Here is a 24,065-nt window from a genome sequence, read left to right on the forward strand (position 1 = left end):
AAAATAGCCAAAATTATCGTAAAATAAAGAAATACACTAACCAACAGAAAGAATACTATGACCTTTAATCATCAAGCAATCGAAAAAAAATGGCAAGCTTTTTGGGCTGACAATCAGACCTTCAAAACGGGTACTGACAAGAACAAACCGAAATTTTATGCCCTAGATATGTTTCCTTATCCAAGTGGTGCTGGTCTCCACGTCGGTCACCCAGAAGGCTACACGGCGACGGATATTCTTAGCCGTATGCGTCGAGCGCAAGGCTACAATGTTCTCCACCCAATGGGCTGGGATGCTTTTGGTCTCCCAGCTGAGCAGTATGCCATGGATACAGGTAATGATCCTGCCGAGTTCACTGCGAAAAATATCGCGACTTTCAAACGTCAGATTAATTCACTTGGTTTTTCATATGACTGGGAGCGCGAGATTAACACGACGGATCCAGACTACTATAAATGGACGCAGTGGATTTTTACCAAGCTTTATGAAAAAGGTCTCGCCTATGAAGCAGAAGTGGCGGTCAACTGGGTTGAAGAACTCGGTACCGCCATCTCAAATGAAGAAGTCCTGCCTGATGGGACATCAGAGCGTGGTGGCTATCCAGTCGTTCGCAAACCCATGCGCCAATGGATGCTGAAAATCACAGCCTATGCCGAACGTCTTTTAAATGACCTCGAAGATGTCGACTGGCCAGAGTCCGTCAAAGACATGCAACGCAACTGGATTGGCAAATCAGTCGGTGCTAATGTTGTTTTCAAAATCAAAGGCTTTGACCAAAACTTCACCGTCTTTACGACACGCCCTGACACGCTTTTCGGCGCAACTTATGCTGTTTTAGCCCCTGAACACGACTTGGTCAACCAAATCGCAAGTCCTGAGCAAGCTGAGGCTGTTAAAGCCTACCAACATCAAGCCAGTCTCAAATCTGACTTAGCGAGAACTGACCTTGCCAAGGAAAAAACAGGCGTCTGGACAGGTGCTTATGCCATTAATCCAGTCAATGGTCGTGAAATCCCCATCTGGATTTCAGACTATGTCCTCGCAAGTTACGGCACAGGTGCGATTATGGCGGTGCCAGCTCACGACCAACGTGACTGGGATTTTGCGACAACGTTTGATTTACCGATTATCCCGGTCATTGCTGGTGGGGATGTGACAACAGCAGCCTATACAGAAGACGGTTTACACCTTAACTCAGACTTTTTAGACGGTCTGGATAAAGCAGAAGCCATTGCTAAAATGGTCGAGTGGTTGGAAAGCCATAAGGTTGGTCAAGAAAAAGTGACTTATCGCTTGCGCGATTGGCTCTTTAGCCGCCAACGTTATTGGGGTGAACCCATCCCAATCATTCATTGGGAAGATGGGACGTCAACTGCTGTACCAGAGCAAGAGTTACCACTTGTTTTACCAAAAACAAGTGATATTAAACCGTCAGGGACAGGTGAATCGCCACTTGCCAATTTAACAGACTGGTTGTCAGTAACACGTGAAGACGGTGTCAAAGGGCGGCGCGAGACCAATACCATGCCACAATGGGCGGGATCTAGCTGGTATTTCTTGCGCTATATCGATCCGAAAAACAGCGAGCAGTTGGCTGACCTAGAACTTTTAAAAGAGTGGCTACCGGTCGATATCTATATCGGTGGTGCCGAGCATGCCGTCCTCCACTTGCTTTATGCCCGCTTCTGGCATAAATTCCTCTACGACATTGGCGTGGTGCCGACGAAAGAGCCGTTCCAAAAACTTTATAACCAAGGGATGATTTTGGGGACAAGCTATCGCGATGGTCGTGGGGCGCTTGTGGCGTCGGATAAGGTTGAGGCGCGTGATGGGAAGTTCTTTAACTTAGAAAATGGGGAAGAACTCGAGCAAGGGCCTGCCAAGATGTCGAAATCGTTGAAGAATGTGATCAATCCGGATGATGTCGTGGCGCAGTACGGCGCGGATACCTTGCGTCTTTATGAAATGTTCATGGGGCCACTTGACGCCAGCATTGCGTGGTCAACAGAAGGTCTCGAAGGCTCGCATAAATTCCTTGAGCGTGTCTATCGTTTAATCACGGAGAAAAAAATCACGGCTGAAAACGACGGTAAACTCGACCGTGTTTACAATGAAACGGTTAAATTAGTGACTGAGCATCTAGATGCCTTGAAATTCAACACGGCGATTTCTCAGCTTATGATCTTTGTCAATGCCGCGAATAAATTACCTGAATTGCCACTTGATTATGCCAAAGGCTTTATTCAGCTGTTAGCACCATTCGCACCGCATTTGGGTGAAGAACTTTGGCAAACCTTGACAGACGAAACAGGTATTTCTTATGTCGCGTGGCCAACATTTGACGACAGCAAACTTCAAGATGATGAAGTCGAAATCGTCCTCCAAGTTTTAGGCAAAAACAAAGCCAAAGTCATGGTGCCAACAGGTGCTTCAAAAGACGAATTAGAAAAAATTGCCCTTGAAAATGAGGTCGTCAAAGACTTAATCGCAGGTCAAACAGTCCGTAAAGTGATTGCAGTTCCTGATAAATTAGTGAATATTGTGGCGAATTAAGCGTCAAGAAAAAACCATCTGAAAAAATGGTTCTGTAATCAATCGTCTGGGAAAATTTCCTAGGCGATTTTTTGGTATACAAATCTTTCCTTAAAGATTTGTATTAGTTATCAAAATGCTTTATAATTAAGACAACATTGGGTGGATTTGGCATCAGTGTAAATGAAATATAGCAGAAAGAATAGCGCATGAAAAAATTATCAATCATTGTACCTTGTTACAATGAGCAAGAAACAATTGACATCTATCTCCAAGAAATGAAACAAGTGGAGGCAAACATGTCACTTGAATTCGAATATTTATTCGTGAACGATGGCTCGAAAGATGACACCTTACTTCGTTTAAAAGCAGCAGCAAATCAATATACAAATGTGAATTACATTTCTTTTTCAAGAAATTTTGGTAAAGAAGCGGCATTAATTGCTGGTTTAGAGGCTGTAACAGGGGATTTGATTACGGTCATGGATGTTGACTTGCAAGATCCACCTGAACTTTTACCAGAAATGTACGAAAAAATACAAGAAGGTTATGATATTATTGGGACAAGACGTTATAATCGTGTTGGTGAACCGATGATACGTTCTTTTTTTGCCAAGAAATTTTATCAAATTATCAATCGTATTTCTGATACAGAGATGGTCGATGGCGCGCGTGATTTCCGTTTGATGACGCGTCAAGTGGTTGACGCCGTTTTAGAGCTAACTGAAGTGAATCGATTTTCTAAGGGAATTTTTAGCTGGGTTGGTTTTAATACTTACTACATCTCCTATGAGAATAGGGAGCGTTCAGCAGGGGAAACAACCTGGAATTTTTGGTCGCTTTTTCAATACTCACTTGAAGGCATTATCAATTTTTCAGAAGCACCTCTCATTTTTTCAACACTTGTTGGGTTAGGGAGCTGTATCATTTCGATGCTAGCGATGATTTATTTCTTTGTGTCTAGTCTACTGAAACAAAATCAAGTGCCAGGTTGGCCTTCTCTTGTTTGCATCATTCTCTTTTTGGGCGGTTTACAACTATTTTGTCTAGGGATTGTTGGAAAATACATTGGGAAAATTTTTACAGAAGTCAAAAAACGTCCCAATTATATTATTGAAGAAAGTCATTGTAAAAGTGAGGATTAGTTAGCCCCATCAGGTATCCAGCAAGCCACCGATTAAAGCGGCTTGTTTTTTTGATGGTTGTCATTTGTTACCTCTTGTCAACAGCTTACACGAGCAGTAAAAGTTTTTTACAGTAGCAGTAATAAAAATTTACAGTAGCTGTAGCCAAAAGTTGTATTAGCTACAATAAAAAATTGTATTAGCTATAGCAAAAAAATATATTAGCAGTAGCAAATACTAGCATCATAAAACAGCCTTTCAGTTTGAAGGGCTGTTCAGCAGTTTATTTAATTTGTCGATAGTCCAAAATCTGAACGTTGCTATCAATCACTTCGCCAGCGGCTTTGAGTTGGACGCGTTTGTCAGTATTTTCAGTGATGGTCATGCCATTTTCGAGGAACATTTCGCCGTACTTTTTAAAATGTAGGGGGGCAAAGTTTGAGTCAATGACGATATCAAAGACATCAGGCACTGTCCCTTTAGCAATCGCAATCAAGCGATAGTTGGTGCCAATGGAACAACCTTCGACTGGGCGACCTGTTTCGCCAAGGGTGTTGTCAAAATCTAAAACGAGATCGGCATTAGACCAGTCAGCCAACCGAGCTAGTATTTGTTCGTCAAATGTAATTTTCATGAGAATACCTCCTAGGGTTATTATACCCCTCTCATCGCTATTTTACAAAGGAAAGCGACTGAAGTTAAGGTAAAATAATCGAGTAGCTCTGACAGACATCAGGCTTTTTGTTATAATAAAAAGATGACAACAGCACACGACATATTAAAATCCATCTATGGCTATGATAGCTTTCGCGATGGACAAGAAGCGATTATTAACAGTGTTCTAGCTGGCAAACGAACGCTCGGCATTATGCCCACAGGCGGCGGGAAATCGCTGACTTATCAGATTCCTGCGATTTTATCAGATGGCTTGACTATGGTCGTTTCGCCCTTGATTTCACTCATGAAAAATCAAGTCGATGAACTCGTTGCGGCGGGTGTTTCAGCGACTATGATCAACAGTTCGCTTGATTTTGAGGACATCAAAAACCGGACTTATGATATTAAACAAGGCGTTTATCAGATTTTCTTTGTCGCGCCTGAGCGCCTAGAAGACCCTTACTTTTACAATTTTATCCAGTCTCTCAATCTCAGTTTGGTTGTCATTGATGAAGTTCATGTTTTGTCCCAATGGGGACATGATTTTAGACCAGCCTATCTCAGAGCAGTTGGTCTGATAGAAAACTTGAGCAATCACCCTAATGTCATGGCACTGACGGCCACAGCGACTGAAAAAGTACAAGCCGATTTGGTTCGCATTTTAAACATTGACGAAACGATTGTCACCGGTTTTGCCAGAGCCAATCTCGCGATTAAAATCGAAAAAGGTCTGACCGACGCTGAAAAGCGGCAATATGTGGTCTCTTATGTCAAAAATCATCCAGATGATGTCGGGATTATCTACGCCGGAACTCGAAAAAAGGTTGATGAGCTTTGGGAATTGCTCAACCAATCGGGTCTCTCAGCCGGTCGTTATCATGCGGGCATGTCCGATCAAGCGCGTGAAACGGCACAAAATGGCTTTCTCTATGACGACTATCAAGTCATCGTCGCCACTAACGCCTTTGGCATGGGGATCAATAAAACCAACGTCCGCTATGTCCTGCACTTGACCATGCCGGGTGCGATTGAAGCCTATTATCAGGAAATTGGGCGAGCGGGACGTGATGGTCTGCCGAGTGAGAGTGTTCTTTTATACTCAGCGCGTGATATTCAGCTCCAGCGCTATTTCATTGATCTGGCTGAAAATCAAGCTGCCGACTACCGCCACAAAGAACTGGCTAAATTGCAGGAAATGACGGCATTTGCCAGCACGCAGATGTGTTTACAGCGCTATATTATCCAGTACTTTGGCGAAGAAATGACGGATTGTGGGATTTGTTCCAATTGTACTGATGATCGAGAGTTGATTGACGTGACCGTTGATGCCCAAAAAGTCCTATCAAACATTGTTCGCATGAGTCAACTTCGCGACGGCAGTTATTCTCGAACCCAAGTCGTCAACGTCTTGCGTGGTAAATTGCCAGAAAAAATGCGCTGGACTGGCTTTGACACACTCTCAACCTACGGGCTTATGGCGGATTGGTCGCTCAAAAAACTCAACAGTTTTGTCGATTACTTGGTGGCTGATGGTTATCTGGATGTTGCGGGCGAGTACAATGGTCTCAGTGTTTCAGAAAATGGCGTCCAAGTCTTAAAAGGTCAGCTGACAGTTACCATGCGCGAAATAAAAGTCAAAGAAACGCTAGAAAAATCCCGTTCGACGAAACGGGAAGTCGGTGGTGAACTTTTTGAACTCTTACGGCAACAACGCACAGCCTTTGCCAAAGAATTGGCCATCCCACCTTTTATGGTCTTTTCAGACCAAGTTTTGATGAACTTGGCAGATGCCAAACCCTTAAATTTATCCGATATGCTCAATGTCTCAGGCATTGGCGAAAAAAAAGCCGACCAATTTGGTCAAGCTTTTCTAGCAGTGATTCAAAATTATCTGGGTTAAAGACGTCTTCTTATCGCTAGAAGGCATTTTTCTGTCGTCTATTTGGCATCGATCAGTTCTGTTGCTTTAATTTCAGCAACATTGTGCGTCCCCGCAAGCTGCATGGTAATCATGAGTTCTTTTTTGAAATGGTCGAAGACATCGGTTACGCCTTGACGACCGCCGAGGTTAAGTCCCCAGAGCATGGGTCTACCGATACCGACAACATCAGCACCGCTTGCCAAGGCTTTGAAAATATGTTGCCCACGACGGACACCAGAGTCAAAGACGATTGGGACACGTTTATTGACGACTTTGGCAATGTCAGCTAAGACATCAAAGCTAGCAGGGCCACCGTCTAATTGACGCCCGCCGTGGTTAGAAACCCAGATGCCATCAACCCCAGCGGCGATTAACGGGTCAACGTCTTTCGGCGATTGAACACCCTTAACGAAAACGGGCAGATGCGTGTAGTCTTTGATAAAGGCGATATCTTTCAGGCTCAAGGCTTGTTTTGCCTTGGCATAGATGGCTGCGATGCCTTCGCCAGAACCTGTTTCACCGTCAGAAGAGAGTTTAGACCATTCTTCGAGATTGCGCATGACATTTGGAAAAGTGAAGTTGTTGACGATGTCAGATTCGCGGTAGCCACCAAGTGTCGAATCAGCAGTCAGGATAATGGCTTTATAGCCACCTTTGACAGCTTTGTCAAGAATCCAGCGGTTGAAGTTATCGTCTTTACTCATGTAAAGTTGGAAAAATTTAGGCGCTTCAGGCACAACTTTAGCAACATCATCAACTGTCGCATTGCCATAAGTCGATAGACTGAAAATAGTACCCGCATCGGCAACACCTTGGGCCGTATCGAGTTCAGCCTTTTCATGAACCAGACCGTGTGCCGCAATCGGTACGGCGATAATCGGTGCGGAAAGTTTGAGCCCGAGAAATTCAGTCGTCAAATCAGGATTTTCAATGTCTTGCAAGACACGTGGGGCAATCAATTTATGGTTAAAAGCTAGCGGATTGGCTTTTAAAACCAACTCATCTTCGGCAGCGCCAGAAAGATAGCCGAAAGCACCTTTTGCCATATTGGCACCGACCTTTGGTTCAAGTGATGGGATATCCAAAATGTCAATGTGGCGTTCTTGTGTTGAGGTAATGTAGCTCATGATGTGCTCCTTTTTTCTATAAAATAGACAGACGCGAGTTGTTGTGACAAGCTGTCACAGGCTTTAGTGCGCCTTGCAAAAAGGCGTACAGACGCAACAAATATTTACAATTTTATTATGCGCTTATTTGTCTCGTATTTCAAAAATTAACTCACTTTAGTTTTACTTTTAAGTCTGAATGAACTATAATGAGACTATACGTTTTGACACAAAAATAGAACTTATATTCATTCTAAGTAAAGAAAGTGTACAACATTTTTGAGATATTTTTTGTCAATTCGAGGCGATAAGGCGTACAGGTGTACGTCAAGACTTGTCAACGAAGAAGTGACGGAAAATAGTCCAAAACGTTCGCTTTCTTTACTTAATTGAGTATACTATAACATTAGGAGACGTTAAATGTCTAAGAAGAAAATTATCGTCATTGGTGCTGGCTTTGCTGGTATCAAGGCGACCAAAACCTTATCGAAAAAGCTTAAAAATGAAGCAGAAATTACGTTAATTGATAAACATAGCTATCATACGATGATGACACAGTTGCACGAAGTTGCAGCGGGTCGTGTCCCGTTCACGAATGCCCAATACGATTTGCATAAATTATTTGCCCACCGTCAAAATGTGCAAATTTTGACAGACGAAGTCATTGGTTTGGACAAGGAAAACAAAAAAGTCACAACCAAAGCCAGCGGTGTGCTTGATTTTGACTATGTTATCGTAGCCATTGGTGGCGAGCCCAACGACTTTGGCGTGCCGGGTGTTAAAGAAAATGCCTTCACTTTGTGGTCAATGGCAGATGCGCTTAAAATCAAGCGCCATTTAGAAACCGTGGTCGAAAAAGCGTCACTTGAACATGACGACGACAAACGCAAAGCCTTGCTTAATTTTGTCGTTGCTGGTTCTGGTTTTACCGGGATCGAAATGGTCGGTGAGTTAATCGACTGGCGTCAAGTTGTGGCACGTGATTACAAACTTGATGCGTCAGACATCACGCTCAATGTCGTTGAAATGATGCCAACGATTTTGAACACATTAGACCGTTCTGACGCGGATAAAGTGGTCAAATATCTGAGCAAGAAAAACGTCAACCTGCTCTTGAATCATGCCATTACAGAAGTCGCAACTGACCATATCAAAATTAAAGATGGTGCGGACATTCCAACCCATACACTCATCTGGACAACTGGTGTGCAAGGTAATACCCAAGCCACGGCTTATGGGCTTGCTGAGAGTGAACGCGGACATCGTTTAACAGCCAATGCCTACATGGAAGCGCAAGGCTTTGAAGGTCAAGGCATTTATGTCGCGGGTGATGTGTCAGGTTTCATCGAAGAAGCAACAGGTCGCCCAACACCGCAAATCGTTGAAGCAGCTGAACAAACAGCGCATACAGCATCTGAAAATATCATCGCAGATATGACAGGTGGCGACAAGCACAAGTTTGTCGGTAAATACCAAGGGACCATGGTCTCAGTCGGCTCTAAATGGGGTGTTGCCTCTCTCATGGGCAAACTGCATTTGTCAGGCTTCTTTGCCATGCTTGTCAAACACTTGATTTATATCCTCTATACCTTGCAAATCGGTAGCCTTTGGTATTTTTTCACTTACCTGAAAAATGAGTTCTTCCACACGCCAAATGATCGCAACCTTTTCCGTGGTCACACGTCACGTTTAGGCAATGTCCTCTGGTCAGTGCCATTGCGCATTTTCTACGGTTTTGTCTGGTTGACAGAAGCCTCTACTAAGTGGGTCGGTGATGGCAAACTCTTGAACCCCTCAACTTGGTTTGGTAAAGGGTCATGGTTCACCAATGACCTCCATTTTCCATTTGCTTGGCTCAAAGAAACAGCGACAACTGCCGCAGATGCGGCAGCTGGTGCCTCTACAGAAGCTGCGACGCAGGCAGCGGATGCCACGGCAGCAGCCAGTGGTGCTGCAAGTTCTGGCGCAGCTGAAGCGACTAAATCAGCCGCTGAATTTGGCCTGTCTTACTCATACGGTCATGAACCGCTGGCGGTTCTCGACAAAGTACCAAACTGGTTGGAACCGATTTTCAAATTCATGATTCCCAACAAAGAAGTCGCCCTCTTCATGCAGAAATTCATGTCAATCGTCGAAGTGGCGCTTGCCCTTGCCTTGATTGTCGGTGCTTTCACTTGGCTTGCTGCAGCTGCAACTGCAGCCTTGACCGTCATGTTCTCCCTTTCAGGCATGTTCTACTGGGTCAACATCTGGTTCATCTTCGCCGCTATCGCCCTGATGAATGGATCAGGCCGCGCATTTGGTCTCGATAAATGGATTCAGCCATGGCTACAAAAACATTTCTTTGGTTGGTGGTATGGCAAATCTAAATCACTGTATAAATAAACGATTTAAAAACGCTTCGGTGTTTTTTTGGTATAATGAGAATTATGAAAATAGTCATTCTAGCAGGGGGGCCTGCCGAAAATTTTGAGGAATTGATTGCTGAGCATACAGAAGGCACAGATACTTTTTTTGTCGGCGTTGACAGAGGTGCCTATTGTTTGATGCAGGCTGGTTTGCCAGTCCATCTGGCGATTGGTGATTTTGATAGTTTGACAGCGCAAGAATTTCTGGAAGTCCAAGCTTATGCGGAGGACCTCCAACAATCCCCTGCTGAAAAAGATGATACAGATTTAGAGCTTGCTGTGTTGACTGCGACTGAACGCTTTCCAAATGCGAGTGAAATCTTGATTTTAGGTGGATTGGGTGGTCGTTTTGACCATGGCATTCAGATTTTTTATCTGGTTTTACAGGCTAGATTTTCTAAACTCTTATCTAAAATTACTTTGTTAGATGCTCAGAATGTGATTAAATTTGTAGGGGCAGGTCATCATGTTCTGACGAAGCTACCTGAGATGACTTATTTGGCTTTTGCCAGTTTGACCCCCGTGATTGGCTTTTCAATCAAAGCAGCTAAGTACGAGCTACAAAAGACTGATTTTCCGTTAAATTTTTCACTTTCTTCAAATGAATTTGTTGCTGAAAATCCTGTTACCATTGATTTCGAGACGGGGATAGTCGCCGTCATTCAGTCGAGGGATTAAGTAAAGTAAGGAGTAGTTTAGCTTGACAATTATAATTTACAATTGTAAACTATAGTTAGAGGTGATGATATGAAAGTCAATATATCAGACTCAGAGATGATTGTGATGCGGGCGATTTGGACATTGGAGCAGGCATCCGTTGACCAAATAGCCTGTCAAATCGCGGCGTCTAATGACTGGTCTGTCGCAACAATTAAGACCCTTTTAGGGCGTTTAGTGAAAAAAGAGATGCTTGCCACGACAAAATCAGGTCGAAAATTTATCTACACGCCGACCTTGTCAGAATGTCAGGCAGTCGGCTTGATGGGGCAAGAATTACTGGACAAGGTCTGTGCTAAAAAACATGTCGATGTCTTGGTAAAGTTAATCGACGATGCCAAGCTAACGGCAGAAAATCTGCAACTGATTTCGAAAGCCTTAGCGGCTAAAACACCAGCTTGTCATGTGGCTTGTGATTGCTTAGAGAAATTCAGTGAGTGTGCGTGTAATCACAATCACATAACTGAAGATATGAGAATAAAGGAGAGCGTATGATGGCTAAAACACATTTGAAAATTGAAGGGATGACCTGTCAACACTGTGTCTCACACGTAACAGAAGCACTTGAAGCTGTTCCTGGCGTCACATCAGCGAAAGTCAACCTCAAAAAAGGTGAGGCAGTCGTAAAATCAGAAGATACATCGCTTGAACAGCTAAGTGCAGCGGTTTCATCTGCTGGCTATCAAGTTGTTTAATCTGATAACGTGACAAAGCGCTGGCTCTCGTTTAGACCAGCGCTTTTTTGAAAATAGGAAAGACGTTTGCCATGAAAACACAATCTTTTGTCATTACAGGCATGACCTGTGCCAACTGTGCCATGCGCGTAGATAAGGCGCTAAATAGCGCTGACCAAATCATAGAGGCCAGTGTCAACTTAGCGACAGAAAAAGCCAAGGTCGTCATGCAAGATGACTGTGACCTTGCAACAGTGATTGAGACAGTTCGTCAGGCAGGTTATGGCGCGATTGTCGATGACAAGGCACACCGCGAAAAAATTCGCCTAGCCAAACAAGGCGCTGAAAAAAAACTTTTCTGGTCGTTTGTCCTATCTGCGATTTTAACCCTGCCCATGTTACTGGGGATGCTTGCAGGCACGATGCACGTGCATCGTTTGATGATCTTTCATAATCCAATGATCCAGTTTCTGCTCGCGACACCTGTGCAGTTTATCTTTGGGGCGAGATTTTACAAAGGTGCCTATATGGCTTTGAAAAATAAGTCAGCTAATATGGATGTCCTTGTCGCGCTAGGTACAACGGTTGCCTATGTTTCCAGTCTTGTTTTCGGTTTGATTATGGGCAACACAGTAGCAGTTAATTTTGAATCGGCTGCAGTCATTATCACGCTAGTCTTGCTCGGTAAAAATCTAGAAAATCGCGCCAAGAAAAATACGTCAGTAGCGATTGATAGCTTGCAAAAAAAACAGGCTAAAACGGTTCATCTCCTAAAAGATACGCAAGAAATTGACACGCCAGTTGCCACCATTGCTGAAAATCAAATCATTCTCGTTAAACCTGGTGAGCGTGTGCCACTAGATTTAGAAATTTTGACAGGACAGGCGAGTTTTGATGAATCCTCCCTGACTGGCGAAGCAGTGCCCGTCACGAAAACAGTGGGGCAGACGGTCATGGAAGGCGCGGTCAACTTAGATGGCATCATCACGGCGCGCGTCATGCACACCTTGGACGACTCTGCCATCTCGCAAATGATGGCGGCCATGGCAGAGGCGCAAGCGACCAAGCCGGAAATTCAGAAAACAGCAGACCGCATTTCAGCAGTCTTTGTACCCGTCGTTTTAGGCATTGCGCTCGTGACCTTCATCTTGACAGCTATCCTCACCAAAGACATCAGCCAAGCCTTCTTACACGCGACCAGTGTCCTTGTCATTTCCTGTCCTTGTGCCCTAGGTTTAGCGACACCGACAGCGATGATGGTTGCAACGGGTCTGGGCGCGAGAAACGGTATTCTGATAAAAGATGCCAACGCACTTGAACGCAGCAAACAAATTTCGACTGTGATTTTCGATAAGACGGGCACGATAACGACAGGTCAGTTCCAGCTGGCGAATTGGTCAGGGTCTGATGCAGACTTTCAAATTTTGGTAAGTCTGGAAAGTTTCTCTAACCACCCCTTGGCACAAGCCTTGAAAGCAACAGCGCCATTATCCGTTTCAAATTTTCAAGAATTGGCTGGACGTGGTCTGACAGGAAAGATTCAAAATCAAACTTATTTTGCGGGAAATGCTGCCTTGATGGCAGAGCAGGGGATAGACGTCGCCGCATCCTCAGACACGAGTATCTATCTAGCAACTGCGACACGTCTACTAGGTATCGCAACCTTTTCATCTGAAATCAAAACAGACGCTGCGCAAACGATAGCCGACCTTGCCCGCATGGGCATCAAAACGACCATGCTGACAGGAGATAATGCCACGGCAGCCGCTAAAATCAATGCGCTAGTCAAGGTGGACACGGTCATCGCGCAGGCCAATCCTGTCAAAAAAGCGCAAGTCGTAAGTAGCACGCCGAATGCCATGATGGTCGGGGATGGGATCAATGATTCGGTCGCCTTATCTAGTGCCTTAGTTGGTGTAGCCATGGGGTCAGGCAGCGATATTGCCATGCAGTCGGGAGATGTCGTCATCACATCTGAACATTCACTGGCGAAAATTATCAGTTTGATTCGTCTGTCTCAAAAGACGGTCAGAAAGATTCATCAAAATTATTTCTGGGCCTTTATCTACAATCTTGTGGGGATTCCACTTGCGGCATTTGGTTTGCTAAACCCCATGTTTGCAGCGCTTGCCATGAGTTTGTCGAGTGTGAGTGTGATTGTCAGCTCGCTCTTGCTGAATACGAAAAAAATCTGACGCTGTGTCGGATTTTTTGTTTTCAAGCATGAAAGTGCCTAGCAAATTGTTAAGGAAATTTTACTGAGTCTGGTATTGGACTGCTGAGTGCGGTGTGATATAATAAAGCATAATGAAAAAACAAACATTAACTTTTGATAGCCGAATAGATTATGCCCTGATTTTACCAGCGTTTTTACTGAATTTGATTGGACTGCTGGTGCTTTATATTGCGACCAGTCATGATTATCCAGCGCGCGTGACCAATGTTATGACCCAGCAGATTACTTGGGGGATAGCTGGCGTGATTGTGGCGCTTATCGTCATGCATTTCGATGCCAAGATACTTTGGAAATTGACACCTATTTTATATGGTCTGGGTATTGTGCTCATGATTTTACCCTTAAAATTCTATGATCCTTTGACAGTTTCATTGACAGGTGCTAAAAACTGGGTTTATCTGGGTGGTAGCAATGTGTTTCAGCCATCTGAATTTATGAAGCTTTCCTATATCTTACTCATGGCACGAGTTGTCGTGAGCTTCCAAAATCGCTTGAAGAAACGTTTATTGAAAGATGATATCTTGCTGATTTTGTATATGTTTTTTGTGACACTACCAGTCATGGGACTTTTAGCGGCACAAAAAGACTTCGGGACAGCGCTTGTCTTTATGGCTATTTTTGCAGGGATTGTTGTGGTATCGGGTGTTTCTTGGCGACTGATTTTACCAGTTGTGATTGTCGTTGCTTTAGTTGGGGGTGGGATTATTTATCTCACGACTTTTGATGCTGGACGCGATTTTTTAAAATCAGTTGGTATGGGTAACTATCAAATTTTGCGGATTGATGCCTGGCGCCATCCCTTTGCCAATGCGCAAGGCTCGACTTATCAGCAAGCACAAGGCTTACTTGCGATTGGAACGGGTGGCTTGTTTGGTAAAGGCTTTAATATTGCCAATATCAGCGTTCCCGTGCGTGAGTCTGACATGATTTTCACGGTTATCGGTGAGAATTTCGGTTTCCTAGGCTCAGCATTTGTTATTTTACTATATTTTATTCTCATCTATCGGATGATTCGCGTGACCATTCGTGCCAATAATCAGTTTTATATTTATGTGTCAACTGGGATTACGATGATGATTCTCTTCCATGTTTTTGAAAATATTGGTGCCAATATTGGTGTACTACCATTGACCGGTATCCCACTGCCTTTTATCTCTCAGGGTGGTAGCTCACTCATCGGTAACCTGATTGGGATAGGCTTAGTGCTATCCATGAAGTATAATCAGGAGCCGAATTTTCCATTAGAACGCATCAAAAAACAGTCCAATACAGCTAAAAGATATAGAACAGATAAACTGTCTCATAACAAATAAATCAAATACCACTTTGCAAAGTGGTGTTTTTAATATATAATTAAGATATCAAATAAAGGAAAGCGTTTGCAATGAAAGAAACATGGCAAACGAATATGGTACTCACAAATGACAACTACAGTAAAATTATTCTGCTCAGCAGGCATGTCAACATCACTTTTTGCACAAAAAATGCAACAAGAAGCTGAAAAACGTGGTCTTGACTATGATGTTAAAGCTTACGGACTTGCAGAAGTTGACTCAGAAGGGCCTAAAGCAGACGTTATCATGATTGGCCCACAAGCCCGTTACATGGTTGATGAAGTGACTAAAAAATTCCCTGAAACACCAGTTAAAGATATCCCAATGCAAATGTACGGTTTGATGCAAGGTGACAAAGGTCTTGATCTTGCAATCGAACTTAAAGGCTAAAAATTGTAAGAAAATCACTTGAAAAGGTGGTTTTTTTGTGTTAGAATGATAAAAAATAATGAAGGTATCGGCGTTCAAACGTTGATGAGGTGAGGGCCATTGCGCATTTAAGTGATTGAAAATTTTTAACGACTTTTTCTTAAGCTTATTTGTGCGGACTTTTTACCTTGAATAGCAAAGCCATCATGGCATATTTTGTGATGGTGATTTTGCAGATAAAACAAGGCTTTTTAAGGCACTTTCAGCTTAAGGAATTAAGCAAATGGAGGTGCTTTTTTGATAGCAATCAAACAACTAAGCTTTGGTTATGATGATAAAACAATTTTTGAAAATGTCTCTGTGACATTTGATAACAGCTGGAAACTTGCCTTGGTCGGGCGAAATGGTCGGGGAAAGACAACCCTGATGAGATTACTGCTCGGCGACTTACCCTATGCCGGTCGGATTCAGTCTGATGTGAATTTTGTCTATTTTCCACAGACGATAGCAGACAAGATGCAGCTGACTAAATTCATTTTGGATGACCTGTACGACGCGCCAGATTGGCAAATTCAGAGAGAATTGAACTTGCTGGGTTTACCAGAGGATATTTTATGGCGCCCCTTTGAAACGCTGTCAGGTGGTGAACAAACTAAAGTTTTGCTGGCTGGCCTTTTCCTAGATGAGGGCAATTTCCCCTTGATTGATGAGCCGACTAATCACTTGGATGCGGCCAGTCGCGCTAAAATCGCTAACTATTTGAAACGCAGTAAATCAGGCTATATCGTCGTCAGCCATGATCGTCAGTTTTTAGATGAGGTATCAGATCATCTGCTTGCCATTGAGCGCAATGGGCTTGAACTATTAGCAGCGAATTTCTCGACCTATGAAACACAGAAAAAACAGCGCGATGATTTTGAATGGGCGCAAAATGATAAACTCAAGTCAGAGATTGGTCGGCTGAAACAAACAGCACGCGATAAGGCTGACTGGTCGCGAGGGCGTGAAAAAGAGAAGTATGGCGACCCACGCAAAAAAGGGAGTGGTGGGATTTTTGATACAGGCTTTATCGGGGCAAGAAGTGCCCGTCAAATGAAGAAAGCCAAAGTTCTGGAACACCGCATGCAGTCAGAAATCTCTGAAAAAGAAAAATTACTCAAGAATATCGAAAAAGTTGACACCTTGAGTATGGTCTATCAGCCTAGCCACCATCAACGCTTACTAGACGAAAGAGATTTGACCGTCGCATTTGACGGTCAGCCCTTGTTTACGCCCATCAATCTGCAACAAAACGCCGGACAAATCACGGCGATAACAGGGGAAAATGGGGTAGGAAAATCTCAACTACTCAAAAAATTAATTGGCTTAGCTGAAAGTCAACACCTGAATATTTCTTATGTCCGTCAGATTTATGATGATAATCAAGGCGATTTAAAGTCATTTTCAGACCAACATCAGCTAGATTATACAGCCTTTCTCAATAATCTCAGAAAACTTGGCATGGCGCGCACTGTCTTCCATCAAAAAATCGAAGACATGTCCATGGGGCAGCAAAAAAAGGTAGAGCTGGCTAAATCTCTGTCACAATCAGCTGAGCTATTCATCTGGGACGAACCGCTGAATTATCTCGATGTGTTCAACCATGAACAGATTGAAACCTTATTACAAACCGTGAAACCAGCGCTAATTGTCGTCGAGCACGATGTCACCTTTGTCAAAAATGTCGCTGATCAGATGATAGAACTCAGACCATTCAAGAATGAGACAAGTCAGTGAAAAAAAACTCAAAATTTATGTTAAAATAAAAGAATGAAAAATAGCAACTCTCATATTTTTAAAGGCACGATTTATGCCATTTCAGCAGGTGTTTTATGGGCATTTTCTGGCGTCTTTGGTCAACTCTTTTTTGAGGAATATGGTGGGAACGCGCTATGGATGACAACTTTTCGCTTAACTGTCGCAGGGATTATTTTACTGACGCTTTCCTTAATCCAAAAACCGTCCGAATTTTTAGCGATTTGGCAGGATAAGAGAAATTACGTCCCCTTATTTGGCTATGCCATCTTTGGTGTCTTAATGGTACAGCTGACTTTTTACGCCTGTATTCAAGTTGCAGGAGCGGCGACTGCAACAGTGCTCCAGTTTACATCGCCGATTTTCTTACTGGCTTATTTGGCAATTTTTCGGCGTCAGAAACCCAATCTCAAGTCGCTGATTTTAGTCTTGATTGCCATGACAGGTATCTTTTTCTTGACAACCCATGGGAATATCTCGACGATGGCTTTATCGCCACTCGCCTTGCTCCTTGGGGGCTTATCAGCAGTTGCAGTGGTGTCGTATTCGCTCATTCCTAAGCGCCTTTTGCAGACTTATGATGTCATGAACGTGACCGGTTGGGGGATGCTGATCGCTAGCATTGTCATGAACTGTGTCCATCCTGTCTGGCATCTGGACTTTAAGCTCACGCCGGAAAGTTTGTTGCTAGCGCTTGGTGTCGCAGTCATTGGCACAGCCATCGCTTTTATGTTTAACATGATCGCGATTAAGTACGTCTCGGCTATTGTGGCAGAAGTCTGTGCGGCTATGGAGCCGATTTTAGCAGCCGTTTTTAGTATCTTTTTATTCGATATGCCATTTGACGTAGTGGTTGGCATCTCGATGCTGGTGACCTTAGTCAGCGTTATTTTACTGTCATTAGAGGAAGGAAAAGCATGAGTTATACAGATTACATTTGGGATTTGGGCGGGACGCTCCTTGACAACTATCAAACCTCAGCGACAGCTTTTCACGAGGTCTTATTAGAAGACTTCGGGGTCAATGTCGACTATCAGGCAGTCTACGCTGCACTTCGGGTATCGACAGACTTTGCAGTCTATCAGTTTGCAGCTGGTCTGCCAGATTTTACAGCCATCTACAAAAAAAGAGAGGCGCAAACCCTGACCACGCCAGTTTTGTTTCCTGACGCTGAGCGTGTGCTTGCTACCATTGTCGAAAGTGGGCATCGGAATTTTATGATTTCACATCGTAATGATCAGGTTCTGACAATTCTTGCGGCGGCAGGGATTGCGGAGTATTTCACAGAGGTCGTAACGTCTAGTAATGGCTTTGCCAGAAAGCCGAGTCCAGATTCCATTCATTATTTACTCGAAAAGTATGCGCCAGGCCAACCTGTGATGATTGGGGATCGGGATATTGATATGTTCGCTGGTCAAAATGCGGAAATTGATACGATTTACTTTGCGCCAGAAAATCAAGAAACAGTGAAAGCGACACATCATGTCAGAAAATTAATTGATATTTTAGACTTATAAAAAGATTGGGACATCATGTGCAAGGGCGCATGATGTTTTGATTTTTAAAATGAAAATGCCCCAAAATAAGTTTAAGGAATACTACTCAAAATAACATAAAACCTACCGTATTTGCATATTTATTTAAATAGGAAATCTGTCTAAATAAGGGATTATGCTTCTGTTTAAAAAGTGCACTTTTTTAATAAAAACGCTTGACAAGCATTTTTGAAAGTGCTAGTATGGAGATAAAAAACACACGAAATATATTAAAGGAAGAAAAGCTTATTAATAAAAAAGAGATAGTCATAAGAAACACAATACATCACTATAGAGCGAGAATATATGTGATGGCGCTTGCCATTGTATGTACCACAATTTTAGGATTGTTTTATCCCTTTTTAACAGGAAAAATAATTGACGCGATTTACTATTTGGGAAAATTTCGGGAAGTCATCAAGTACTCAGTCATTTTTCTATTATTTTTCATGGCACATCAACTATTCAGAGCAATCGGAACTTTAAATTTTATCTCTCTCAACAATTCGCTGACTTTTGATATCAAGAAAAAAATACTGAAAAAAGTTTGTTTTGGGCGTTATGAAGTAATTAATAGTATGGAAAACGCAGATATCATTAAACGACTGAATGAAGATTCAAACGCTTATCTCAATGAACTCTATTATTCCAAAATATATAGGGTCAGCGATTATGTTGAGTTTATCGTTTTACTTGCGTTTATCACTTTTATTAATCCTTGGTATCTAGTCGTAACGGTCGTGACATTCCCTTTTTATCTTTTAATCAATAAACAGACAGAAAAAATTCTAAGTGTATTTGAAACAAAATTTATCGAGAAAAACAACAAATTGATGAACTGGATAATTGAATTTTCAGATGCTATTGAAGGTTTAAGAGATTTGGGAGTCAAAGCCTATATATTAGGTAAGACTAGAAACACGACAAATGAGTACTTCGATGTAAAAGAGCAAAAAGTCAAAGCAGATTGGATCCAAAAGAGTCTAACGCAATTGTTATCAGCCTTGTTAAGAATTCTGTATATGGGAACATCATTCCTATTATTTAGATTTAAAGCTTTATCTTTAGGTGAATTTGTTGCAGTATTTGCCTATATGGAATCAGCGATTGAAATTTTTTCCGATCTTAATACGCAATCAAGTCTAATTGGAAAATTTACTGCTGAAAAAAAGAGAGTCAATGCTTTAATTGAATTAGATCAGGAACCTCTTGAAAGTAGCCATCATCTAAATATAGAAGAGCGTGAAAAACAATGCTTACAGGTATGCAACTTTACCGTTATTCGGAACTCTTCCAAAATACTAGATCATATCAGTACGCAATTTAGTTCAGGCAACTTAAATATTTTATTTGGTGAGAGTGGCAGTGGCAAATCTACCTTACTCATTGGCTTATCTGGCTTATTGAATCATGAAGGGAGTATTTACTATAATAATTGTCTGATTGATAGCGACAATATTGTTGCTTATAGAGGTTTATTGAGTTTCGCCCATCAAAATAATTATTTTTTTGATGAATCACTACGCTTTAACATGACCCTGGGAAATAAGTCAATTTCTGATGAAGAAATCTTTCAACTTCTAGAAAAGTTACATTTAGGTGAAAGAATACGGCTACTCGAACATGGTTTGGATGAACACTTGAACCATATAAAGAAGAAATTTTCAGGAGGAGAATTGCGTAGATTAATTATTGCTAGGGCGTTTTTAAAAAAAGCAAAAATTTTTCTACTGGATGAAATTACGGCCGGTTTAGATGCCCAAAATCAACAAATTGTTTTAGACTTCATTAAGCGTCAATCAAAAGAGAAAATTGTGATTTTGTGTACACATGAACAATCAATTATCCAAAATGGAGAAAGGCTATTTCACATGAGTGAAGGAAAAATAGTTGATGAGGCATCTATAATATGAAAAAAATAATCGCTTTTTTAGGAAATGATATCTTTTTCAATAAGAAGACTGCGCTATCTTTGTTTGGCTTTAATTTACTAGCCATGCTCATTTCCTTGATATTTCCATATTTAAATTATATCTTTATTCATTATCTGACAGATGGTCATTTGACAATGAAAATTCTATCTCTAATTCTGTTGGGGTTAATCGCTTTATTATCAATACAATCTGGCATTAACTATCTTTCACAAATCGTAATGGTCAGAATTGAGAAAAAATACCATCAATCGTTGAGAAAAAGATTATTGAATCAACTGTATTTGACTGATGACGATAAGAAAAGTATTGATATTAACTATTTACTTTCTAGAGATATAGTTGCAGTTGATAATTGGTTGGAAAAAATTCTATCGCGTTTATTTATCGAATGCTTAGAATTAATCTGTATCTTGTTTCTACTTTTTAAGATACAACCCCAATTAACAGTTGTTTCAATCATTATTTCTTTTACATCATTTCTACTTTTAAAAATGGTTTCCCAAAAGTTAAGCAAGGTGGGGGAGGCATACAGAAATTTAGATAAAGAAGTTCAAAAAAGTGAACTGGATATTTTAGATAACTATGCGGAGCTTAAAATAAGTCATCTACAATCGGAATTTATTGATAAACAAAACAGTATTTGGGAAAGACAGAATCATGCTTTTGCAAATTTGAAAAAAATAGAACTTTTTTTTACAATACAAAACGCTACGGATAAATTTCTTTTAGAGCTAATGTTTATCTATTTAATTGGGGGTTATTTTGTACTTAACGGACAATTGAACATAGCAGAATTGATTTTGTTTTCTAATTACTATATTTTGTGTAATGGTTTAATTAACAATATCAGAAATTATCTGATAGACTACAGAGCAAACATAGCACCATATTTAAAGGATTTAATAGACTATCTGGATGCTCATAGCCAGATGGCGTTTTCTGGCATTGAAGAAAAAACTACGATTAGCAAAGATGGGGCCGATTTAGATATTATTTTAAACAATGTAGCTTATAAAAATGCGCTAAACAAAGAAATTTTTAAATCAGTCAACTTGAAAATACCTTTTGGTCAATCAATTGGTATCTATGGCAGCAGTGGTTCTGGAAAGTCTACTTTACTAAATATGATTAGAGGGAAACTATTACCAACTAGCGGGAAACTATCTATTGGCAACTGGCATCCTTCAGAAATAGATCCAGATAGTTTAGCTAAAATAATAAGTTATGTTAGTCAAGAGCCCTTAATAGTAGATGGCACGATTAAAGAAAATCTATTGATGATAAATCCTAATTTTACCGATGAAGAAATTATAAACGCTTGTCGTCAAGGAGGACTTGGCAAATATGCCAAAGAGGGTCCGGATGGTTTACAAAAAAAGACTGGCAAAAATGGGAAATTTTTATCTGGTGGAGAAAAACAGAGGTTATCATTTGTCAGAGCGATACTTTCTGATTCACCTATCATGTTATTAGATGAACCTACTGCGGCGCTAGATAAGGATAACGAGAAACTAATTGTTAACAAGCTATCTTCTTATGCAGGGAAAAAGACCATTATGGTTGTCAGTCATAGGAAGGACACACTTCAATTTGTCGAACATAAGATAAATTTAGAGTTACTGTAAGGAAGCCAGTTCATACACGTTTTAGAATAATATTCAGTTGGTAAATTGAGTGTTGAAGCATACAAAATTGGGTTTAGCAATGTGTATGTCCTACAAAATAAATTCGTGTGTAAGGCATCTGTTTGTGGGGATTTTAATTCTTGACAAGCCTACGGTAATTGGTTACATTGGAGATAAAGACAAGAAAAAGAAAGGGAACAGCTATGAAAATTATCATTATTGGCTCTGTTGCGTCAGGCACCAGCGTCGCGACCAAGGCGCGCCGCAATTCTGAAAGTGCGACGATTACGCTCTACGACAAAGATACCGACATTTCCTATGCCGTCTGTGGCATTCCTTATGCCATTGGTGGAGAAGTTGGCGACTTTGATGAGTTGACCCCGCGCGATGCCCAATGGTTTAAGGCACGTCATAACGTTGACGTTCACACGTCACATGAAGTTTTAAGTATTGACCACTCGGTTAAAACTGTCTTGGTTAAAAATCTTTTGACAGATGAGATTTTTGAGGATAACTATGATGTGCTGGTTTTTGCGACAGGTGCCAGCTATCAGACCCCAGAAGTCTTTCAAAATCAAACCTTTGACAATGTTTTTCAGGTTAGAAACATTCACAGTGGTAAAGTCATCAAGTCATTTATCGATCGGCAACAGCCTAAAACGGCAGTCGTTGTTGGGGCTGGCTATATTGGGCTTGAAATGGCAGAACAGCTAAAAAAGCAAGGACTTGATGTGACCGTCTTGCAACGCAGTCAGCATCCTATGCCCCATTTGGATTGGGATATGGCGATTCGGATTGAAGACGAGATGCAAAAGCAAGGCATTCAGTTTCGAGCGGAAGAAACGATTGCTGAAGTTAGAGGGACGACGCGGCTTGAAACAGCTGTCACGACCAAAGGGAATGTCCTTCAAGCTGACCTCTACATTCTCGCAACAGGCGTTCGACCGAATATAGCGCTTGCCACCTCTATCGGTGTGACCCTGGGAGAAACGGGTGCGATTGTGACAGACAAGACTATGCAAACCAATCTTGAGGGCGTTTATGCGGTCGGTGATGTGGCTGAGAGTTTTCATGTCATCACAGGGAAGCCGATTTATCGGCCGATGGCGACAACGGCTAATAAAATGGGCAGAATTGCTGGCGATGCTATGACAGGTGGGGCGCTACGTTTTCAGGGCATTCTCGGAACAGGTATTCTACGCTTTTTTGACTTAACCATTGCTCAAACGGGTTTGACTGAAAAAGAGGCGCTAGATGAAGGCTATGATGTGGCGGTTTTATTTAACATCAAGCCTGATAAGCCAGCCTATATGGCGGGGCAAGACATGGTCATTAAAGCGGTTGCGGATAAGGTGTCTCATCGGATTTTAGGCGCTCAAATCATGGGCACACAAGGTGTCGATAAACGCATTGACGTGTTCGCGGCAAGCATGACGTTGGGCGTAAAAGCCGAAGATTTATTCCACATGGATCTGGCCTATGCGCCACCTTTTTCAACGACAAAAGATGTGGTTGCCTATACAGGTATGGCGCTGACCAATGCTTTAAATGCTGCGCCATTGATGACAGCTCAAGAGTTGCTAGCTTTACAAGATAATCAGACTGAGATGACGCTGATTGATGCGCGGACAGCTGAAAGTTATGCGAAAGGACATATTCCTGGTGCCATTCATATCTCTGTGTCTGCTCTTCGGGAGGAATCTGCCAGCCTTGATAAAGATAAATTGACCATTGTTTATTGTTACAAAGGCGTCGCGGGCAATGCGGCGCAAAATATCTTGCAACATGAGGGCTTTAAAACGGTCTATAATTTAACAGGGGGACATGAACAGTATCAGGAGATTGCGAAGCAAGCCAAGCGTGAGCATTAAGAAAGCTATTTCGCCTCTGTTTTAAAGGTAGCTATGATTAACGGTCAATCAAGCAAAAAATCGTAAATTGTGGTACAATTATAGTAATGTGTTATATCTTGAATCCCTTAAAAGCTAGACATCTTTAGGTCATTTGAACACAAATTGAGTTTCATGATTGAAATGGCTAGATGTTACTTTTAAAGGGATTAAATATAATGAAAGAGGCGAGAGTTGACAACAGAAGAA

Annotated in this window: 18 protein-coding genes; 16 read left to right on the forward strand and 2 right to left on the reverse strand. The window is 41.8% G+C overall.

Going from position 1 to position 24,065, the window contains the following annotated elements:
- Positions 1–57: 57 nt before the first annotated feature.
- Entirely contained in the window at positions 58–2,553 is a 2,496-nt protein-coding gene (gene leuS / locus RsY01_RS03950; RefSeq protein WP_094784267.1) for a leucine--tRNA ligase, read from the forward strand.
- Positions 2,554–2,741: 188 nt separating this feature from the next.
- Positions 2,742–3,677 carry a glycosyltransferase family 2 protein gene (locus RsY01_RS03955; RefSeq protein WP_094784268.1) on the forward strand — a complete coding sequence of 312 codons (936 nt, stop codon included), beginning with the start codon at positions 2,742–2,744 and terminating at the stop codon, positions 3,675–3,677.
- 262 nt (positions 3,678–3,939) lie between these two features.
- Here RsY01_RS03955 and RsY01_RS03960 read toward each other — a convergent pair whose 3' ends face one another.
- Positions 3,940–4,290: an iron-sulfur cluster biosynthesis family protein gene (locus RsY01_RS03960; protein ID WP_094784269.1), complete on the reverse strand. Its 351-nt coding sequence runs from the start codon at positions 4,288–4,290 to the stop codon at positions 3,940–3,942.
- A 123-nt stretch (positions 4,291–4,413) separates the two neighbouring features.
- Here RsY01_RS03960 and recQ point away from each other — a divergent pair, with 123 nt between their 5' ends.
- Entirely contained in the window at positions 4,414–6,213 is a 1,800-nt protein-coding gene (recQ, locus tag RsY01_RS03965) for a DNA helicase RecQ (RefSeq protein ID WP_094784270.1), read from the forward strand.
- 38 nt (positions 6,214–6,251) lie between these two features.
- On the opposite strand, the gene RsY01_RS03970 is transcribed toward recQ, so the two are convergent.
- Positions 6,252–7,361 (reverse strand): lactate oxidase, encoded by a 1,110-nt coding sequence (locus RsY01_RS03970; RefSeq protein WP_094784271.1) that lies wholly within the window; start codon positions 7,359–7,361, stop codon positions 6,252–6,254.
- Positions 7,362–7,760: 399 nt separating this feature from the next.
- On the opposite strand from RsY01_RS03970, the gene RsY01_RS03975 reads away from it, so the two are divergent.
- From RsY01_RS03975 to RsY01_RS04035, 13 genes are all read left to right on the forward strand, one after another.
- The gene (locus tag RsY01_RS03975) at positions 7,761–9,725 is read left to right on the forward strand and encodes an NAD(P)/FAD-dependent oxidoreductase (RefSeq protein ID WP_094784272.1); all 1,965 of its coding nucleotides are present in this window, start codon (positions 7,761–7,763) and stop codon (positions 9,723–9,725) included.
- Between the two features lie 44 nt (positions 9,726–9,769).
- Positions 9,770–10,426: a thiamine diphosphokinase gene (locus RsY01_RS03980; protein WP_157905775.1), complete on the forward strand. Its 657-nt coding sequence runs from the start codon at positions 9,770–9,772 to the stop codon at positions 10,424–10,426.
- A 69-nt stretch (positions 10,427–10,495) separates the two neighbouring features.
- Complete coding sequence (locus RsY01_RS03985) at positions 10,496–10,960, forward strand: CopY/TcrY family copper transport repressor (protein ID WP_094784274.1); 465 nt, start codon at positions 10,496–10,498, stop codon at positions 10,958–10,960.
- Positions 10,960–11,160, forward strand: coding sequence for a CopZ family metallochaperone (locus tag RsY01_RS03990; RefSeq protein ID WP_094784663.1), 201 nt, complete (start codon positions 10,960–10,962; stop codon positions 11,158–11,160). Before RsY01_RS03985 ends, RsY01_RS03990 begins: the two co-directional genes overlap by 1 nt.
- 71 nt (positions 11,161–11,231) lie before the next feature.
- On the forward strand, positions 11,232–13,334 hold the full coding sequence (locus tag RsY01_RS03995; RefSeq protein WP_094784275.1) for a heavy metal translocating P-type ATPase: 2,103 nt from the start codon (positions 11,232–11,234) through the stop codon (positions 13,332–13,334).
- Positions 13,335–13,446: 112 nt separating this feature from the next.
- On the forward strand, positions 13,447–14,688 hold the full coding sequence (locus RsY01_RS04000; protein WP_094784276.1) for an FtsW/RodA/SpoVE family cell cycle protein: 1,242 nt from the start codon (positions 13,447–13,449) through the stop codon (positions 14,686–14,688).
- A gap of 108 nt (positions 14,689–14,796) precedes the next feature.
- Entirely contained in the window at positions 14,797–15,099 is a 303-nt protein-coding gene (locus RsY01_RS04005) for a PTS sugar transporter subunit IIB (RefSeq protein ID WP_031365240.1), read from the forward strand.
- A gap of 276 nt (positions 15,100–15,375) precedes the next feature.
- Complete coding sequence (gene abc-f / locus RsY01_RS04010) at positions 15,376–16,854, forward strand: ribosomal protection-like ABC-F family protein (protein WP_094784277.1); 1,479 nt, start codon at positions 15,376–15,378, stop codon at positions 16,852–16,854.
- A 33-nt stretch (positions 16,855–16,887) separates the two neighbouring features.
- A complete protein-coding gene (locus RsY01_RS04015; RefSeq protein ID WP_094784278.1) occupies positions 16,888–17,793 on the forward strand; it encodes a DMT family transporter in 906 nt (301 codons plus the stop codon).
- Complete coding sequence (locus tag RsY01_RS04020; RefSeq protein ID WP_094784279.1) at positions 17,790–18,389, forward strand: HAD-IA family hydrolase; 600 nt, start codon at positions 17,790–17,792, stop codon at positions 18,387–18,389. Before RsY01_RS04015 ends, RsY01_RS04020 begins: the two co-directional genes overlap by 4 nt.
- A 221-nt stretch (positions 18,390–18,610) precedes the next feature.
- A complete protein-coding gene (locus tag RsY01_RS04025; RefSeq protein WP_094784280.1) occupies positions 18,611–20,320 on the forward strand; it encodes an ATP-binding cassette domain-containing protein in 1,710 nt (569 codons plus the stop codon).
- Positions 20,317–21,966 (forward strand): ATP-binding cassette domain-containing protein, encoded by a 1,650-nt coding sequence (locus tag RsY01_RS04030; RefSeq protein WP_094784281.1) that lies wholly within the window; start codon positions 20,317–20,319, stop codon positions 21,964–21,966. The genes RsY01_RS04025 and RsY01_RS04030 overlap by 4 nt, the downstream gene beginning before the upstream one ends.
- A gap of 203 nt (positions 21,967–22,169) precedes the next feature.
- Entirely contained in the window at positions 22,170–23,837 is a 1,668-nt protein-coding gene (locus RsY01_RS04035; RefSeq protein WP_094784282.1) for an FAD-dependent oxidoreductase, read from the forward strand.
- Positions 23,838–24,065: the final 228 nt, after the last annotated feature.

It is taken from the genome of Pseudolactococcus reticulitermitis (assembly GCF_002260845.1).
GTDB lineage: Bacteria > Bacillota > Bacilli > Lactobacillales > Streptococcaceae > Pseudolactococcus > Pseudolactococcus reticulitermitis.

Coding starts and splice junctions, on each gene's coding strand:
- leuS (WP_094784267.1), top strand. CDS start 58: ATGACCTTTAATCATCAAGCAATCGAAAAAAAATGGCAAGCTTTTTGG.
- RsY01_RS03955 (WP_094784268.1), top strand. CDS start 2,742: ATGAAAAAATTATCAATCATTGTACCTTGTTACAATGAGCAAGAAACA.
- RsY01_RS03960 (WP_094784269.1), bottom strand. CDS start 4,290: ATGAAAATTACATTTGACGAACAAATACTAGCTCGGTTGGCTGACTGG.
- recQ (WP_094784270.1), top strand. CDS start 4,414: ATGACAACAGCACACGACATATTAAAATCCATCTATGGCTATGATAGC.
- RsY01_RS03970 (WP_094784271.1), bottom strand. CDS start 7,361: ATGAGCTACATTACCTCAACACAAGAACGCCACATTGACATTTTGGAT.
- RsY01_RS03975 (WP_094784272.1), top strand. CDS start 7,761: ATGTCTAAGAAGAAAATTATCGTCATTGGTGCTGGCTTTGCTGGTATC.
- RsY01_RS03980 (WP_157905775.1), top strand. CDS start 9,770: ATGAAAATAGTCATTCTAGCAGGGGGGCCTGCCGAAAATTTTGAGGAA.
- RsY01_RS03985 (WP_094784274.1), top strand. CDS start 10,496: ATGAAAGTCAATATATCAGACTCAGAGATGATTGTGATGCGGGCGATT.
- RsY01_RS03990 (WP_094784663.1), top strand. CDS start 10,960: ATGGCTAAAACACATTTGAAAATTGAAGGGATGACCTGTCAACACTGT.
- RsY01_RS03995 (WP_094784275.1), top strand. CDS start 11,232: ATGAAAACACAATCTTTTGTCATTACAGGCATGACCTGTGCCAACTGT.
- RsY01_RS04000 (WP_094784276.1), top strand. CDS start 13,447: ATGAAAAAACAAACATTAACTTTTGATAGCCGAATAGATTATGCCCTG.
- RsY01_RS04005 (WP_031365240.1), top strand. CDS start 14,797: ATGACAACTACAGTAAAATTATTCTGCTCAGCAGGCATGTCAACATCA.
- RsY01_RS04015 (WP_094784278.1), top strand. CDS start 16,888: ATGAAAAATAGCAACTCTCATATTTTTAAAGGCACGATTTATGCCATT.
- RsY01_RS04020 (WP_094784279.1), top strand. CDS start 17,790: ATGAGTTATACAGATTACATTTGGGATTTGGGCGGGACGCTCCTTGAC.
- RsY01_RS04025 (WP_094784280.1), top strand. CDS start 18,611: ATGGAGATAAAAAACACACGAAATATATTAAAGGAAGAAAAGCTTATT.
- RsY01_RS04030 (WP_094784281.1), top strand. CDS start 20,317: ATGAAAAAAATAATCGCTTTTTTAGGAAATGATATCTTTTTCAATAAG.
- RsY01_RS04035 (WP_094784282.1), top strand. CDS start 22,170: ATGAAAATTATCATTATTGGCTCTGTTGCGTCAGGCACCAGCGTCGCG.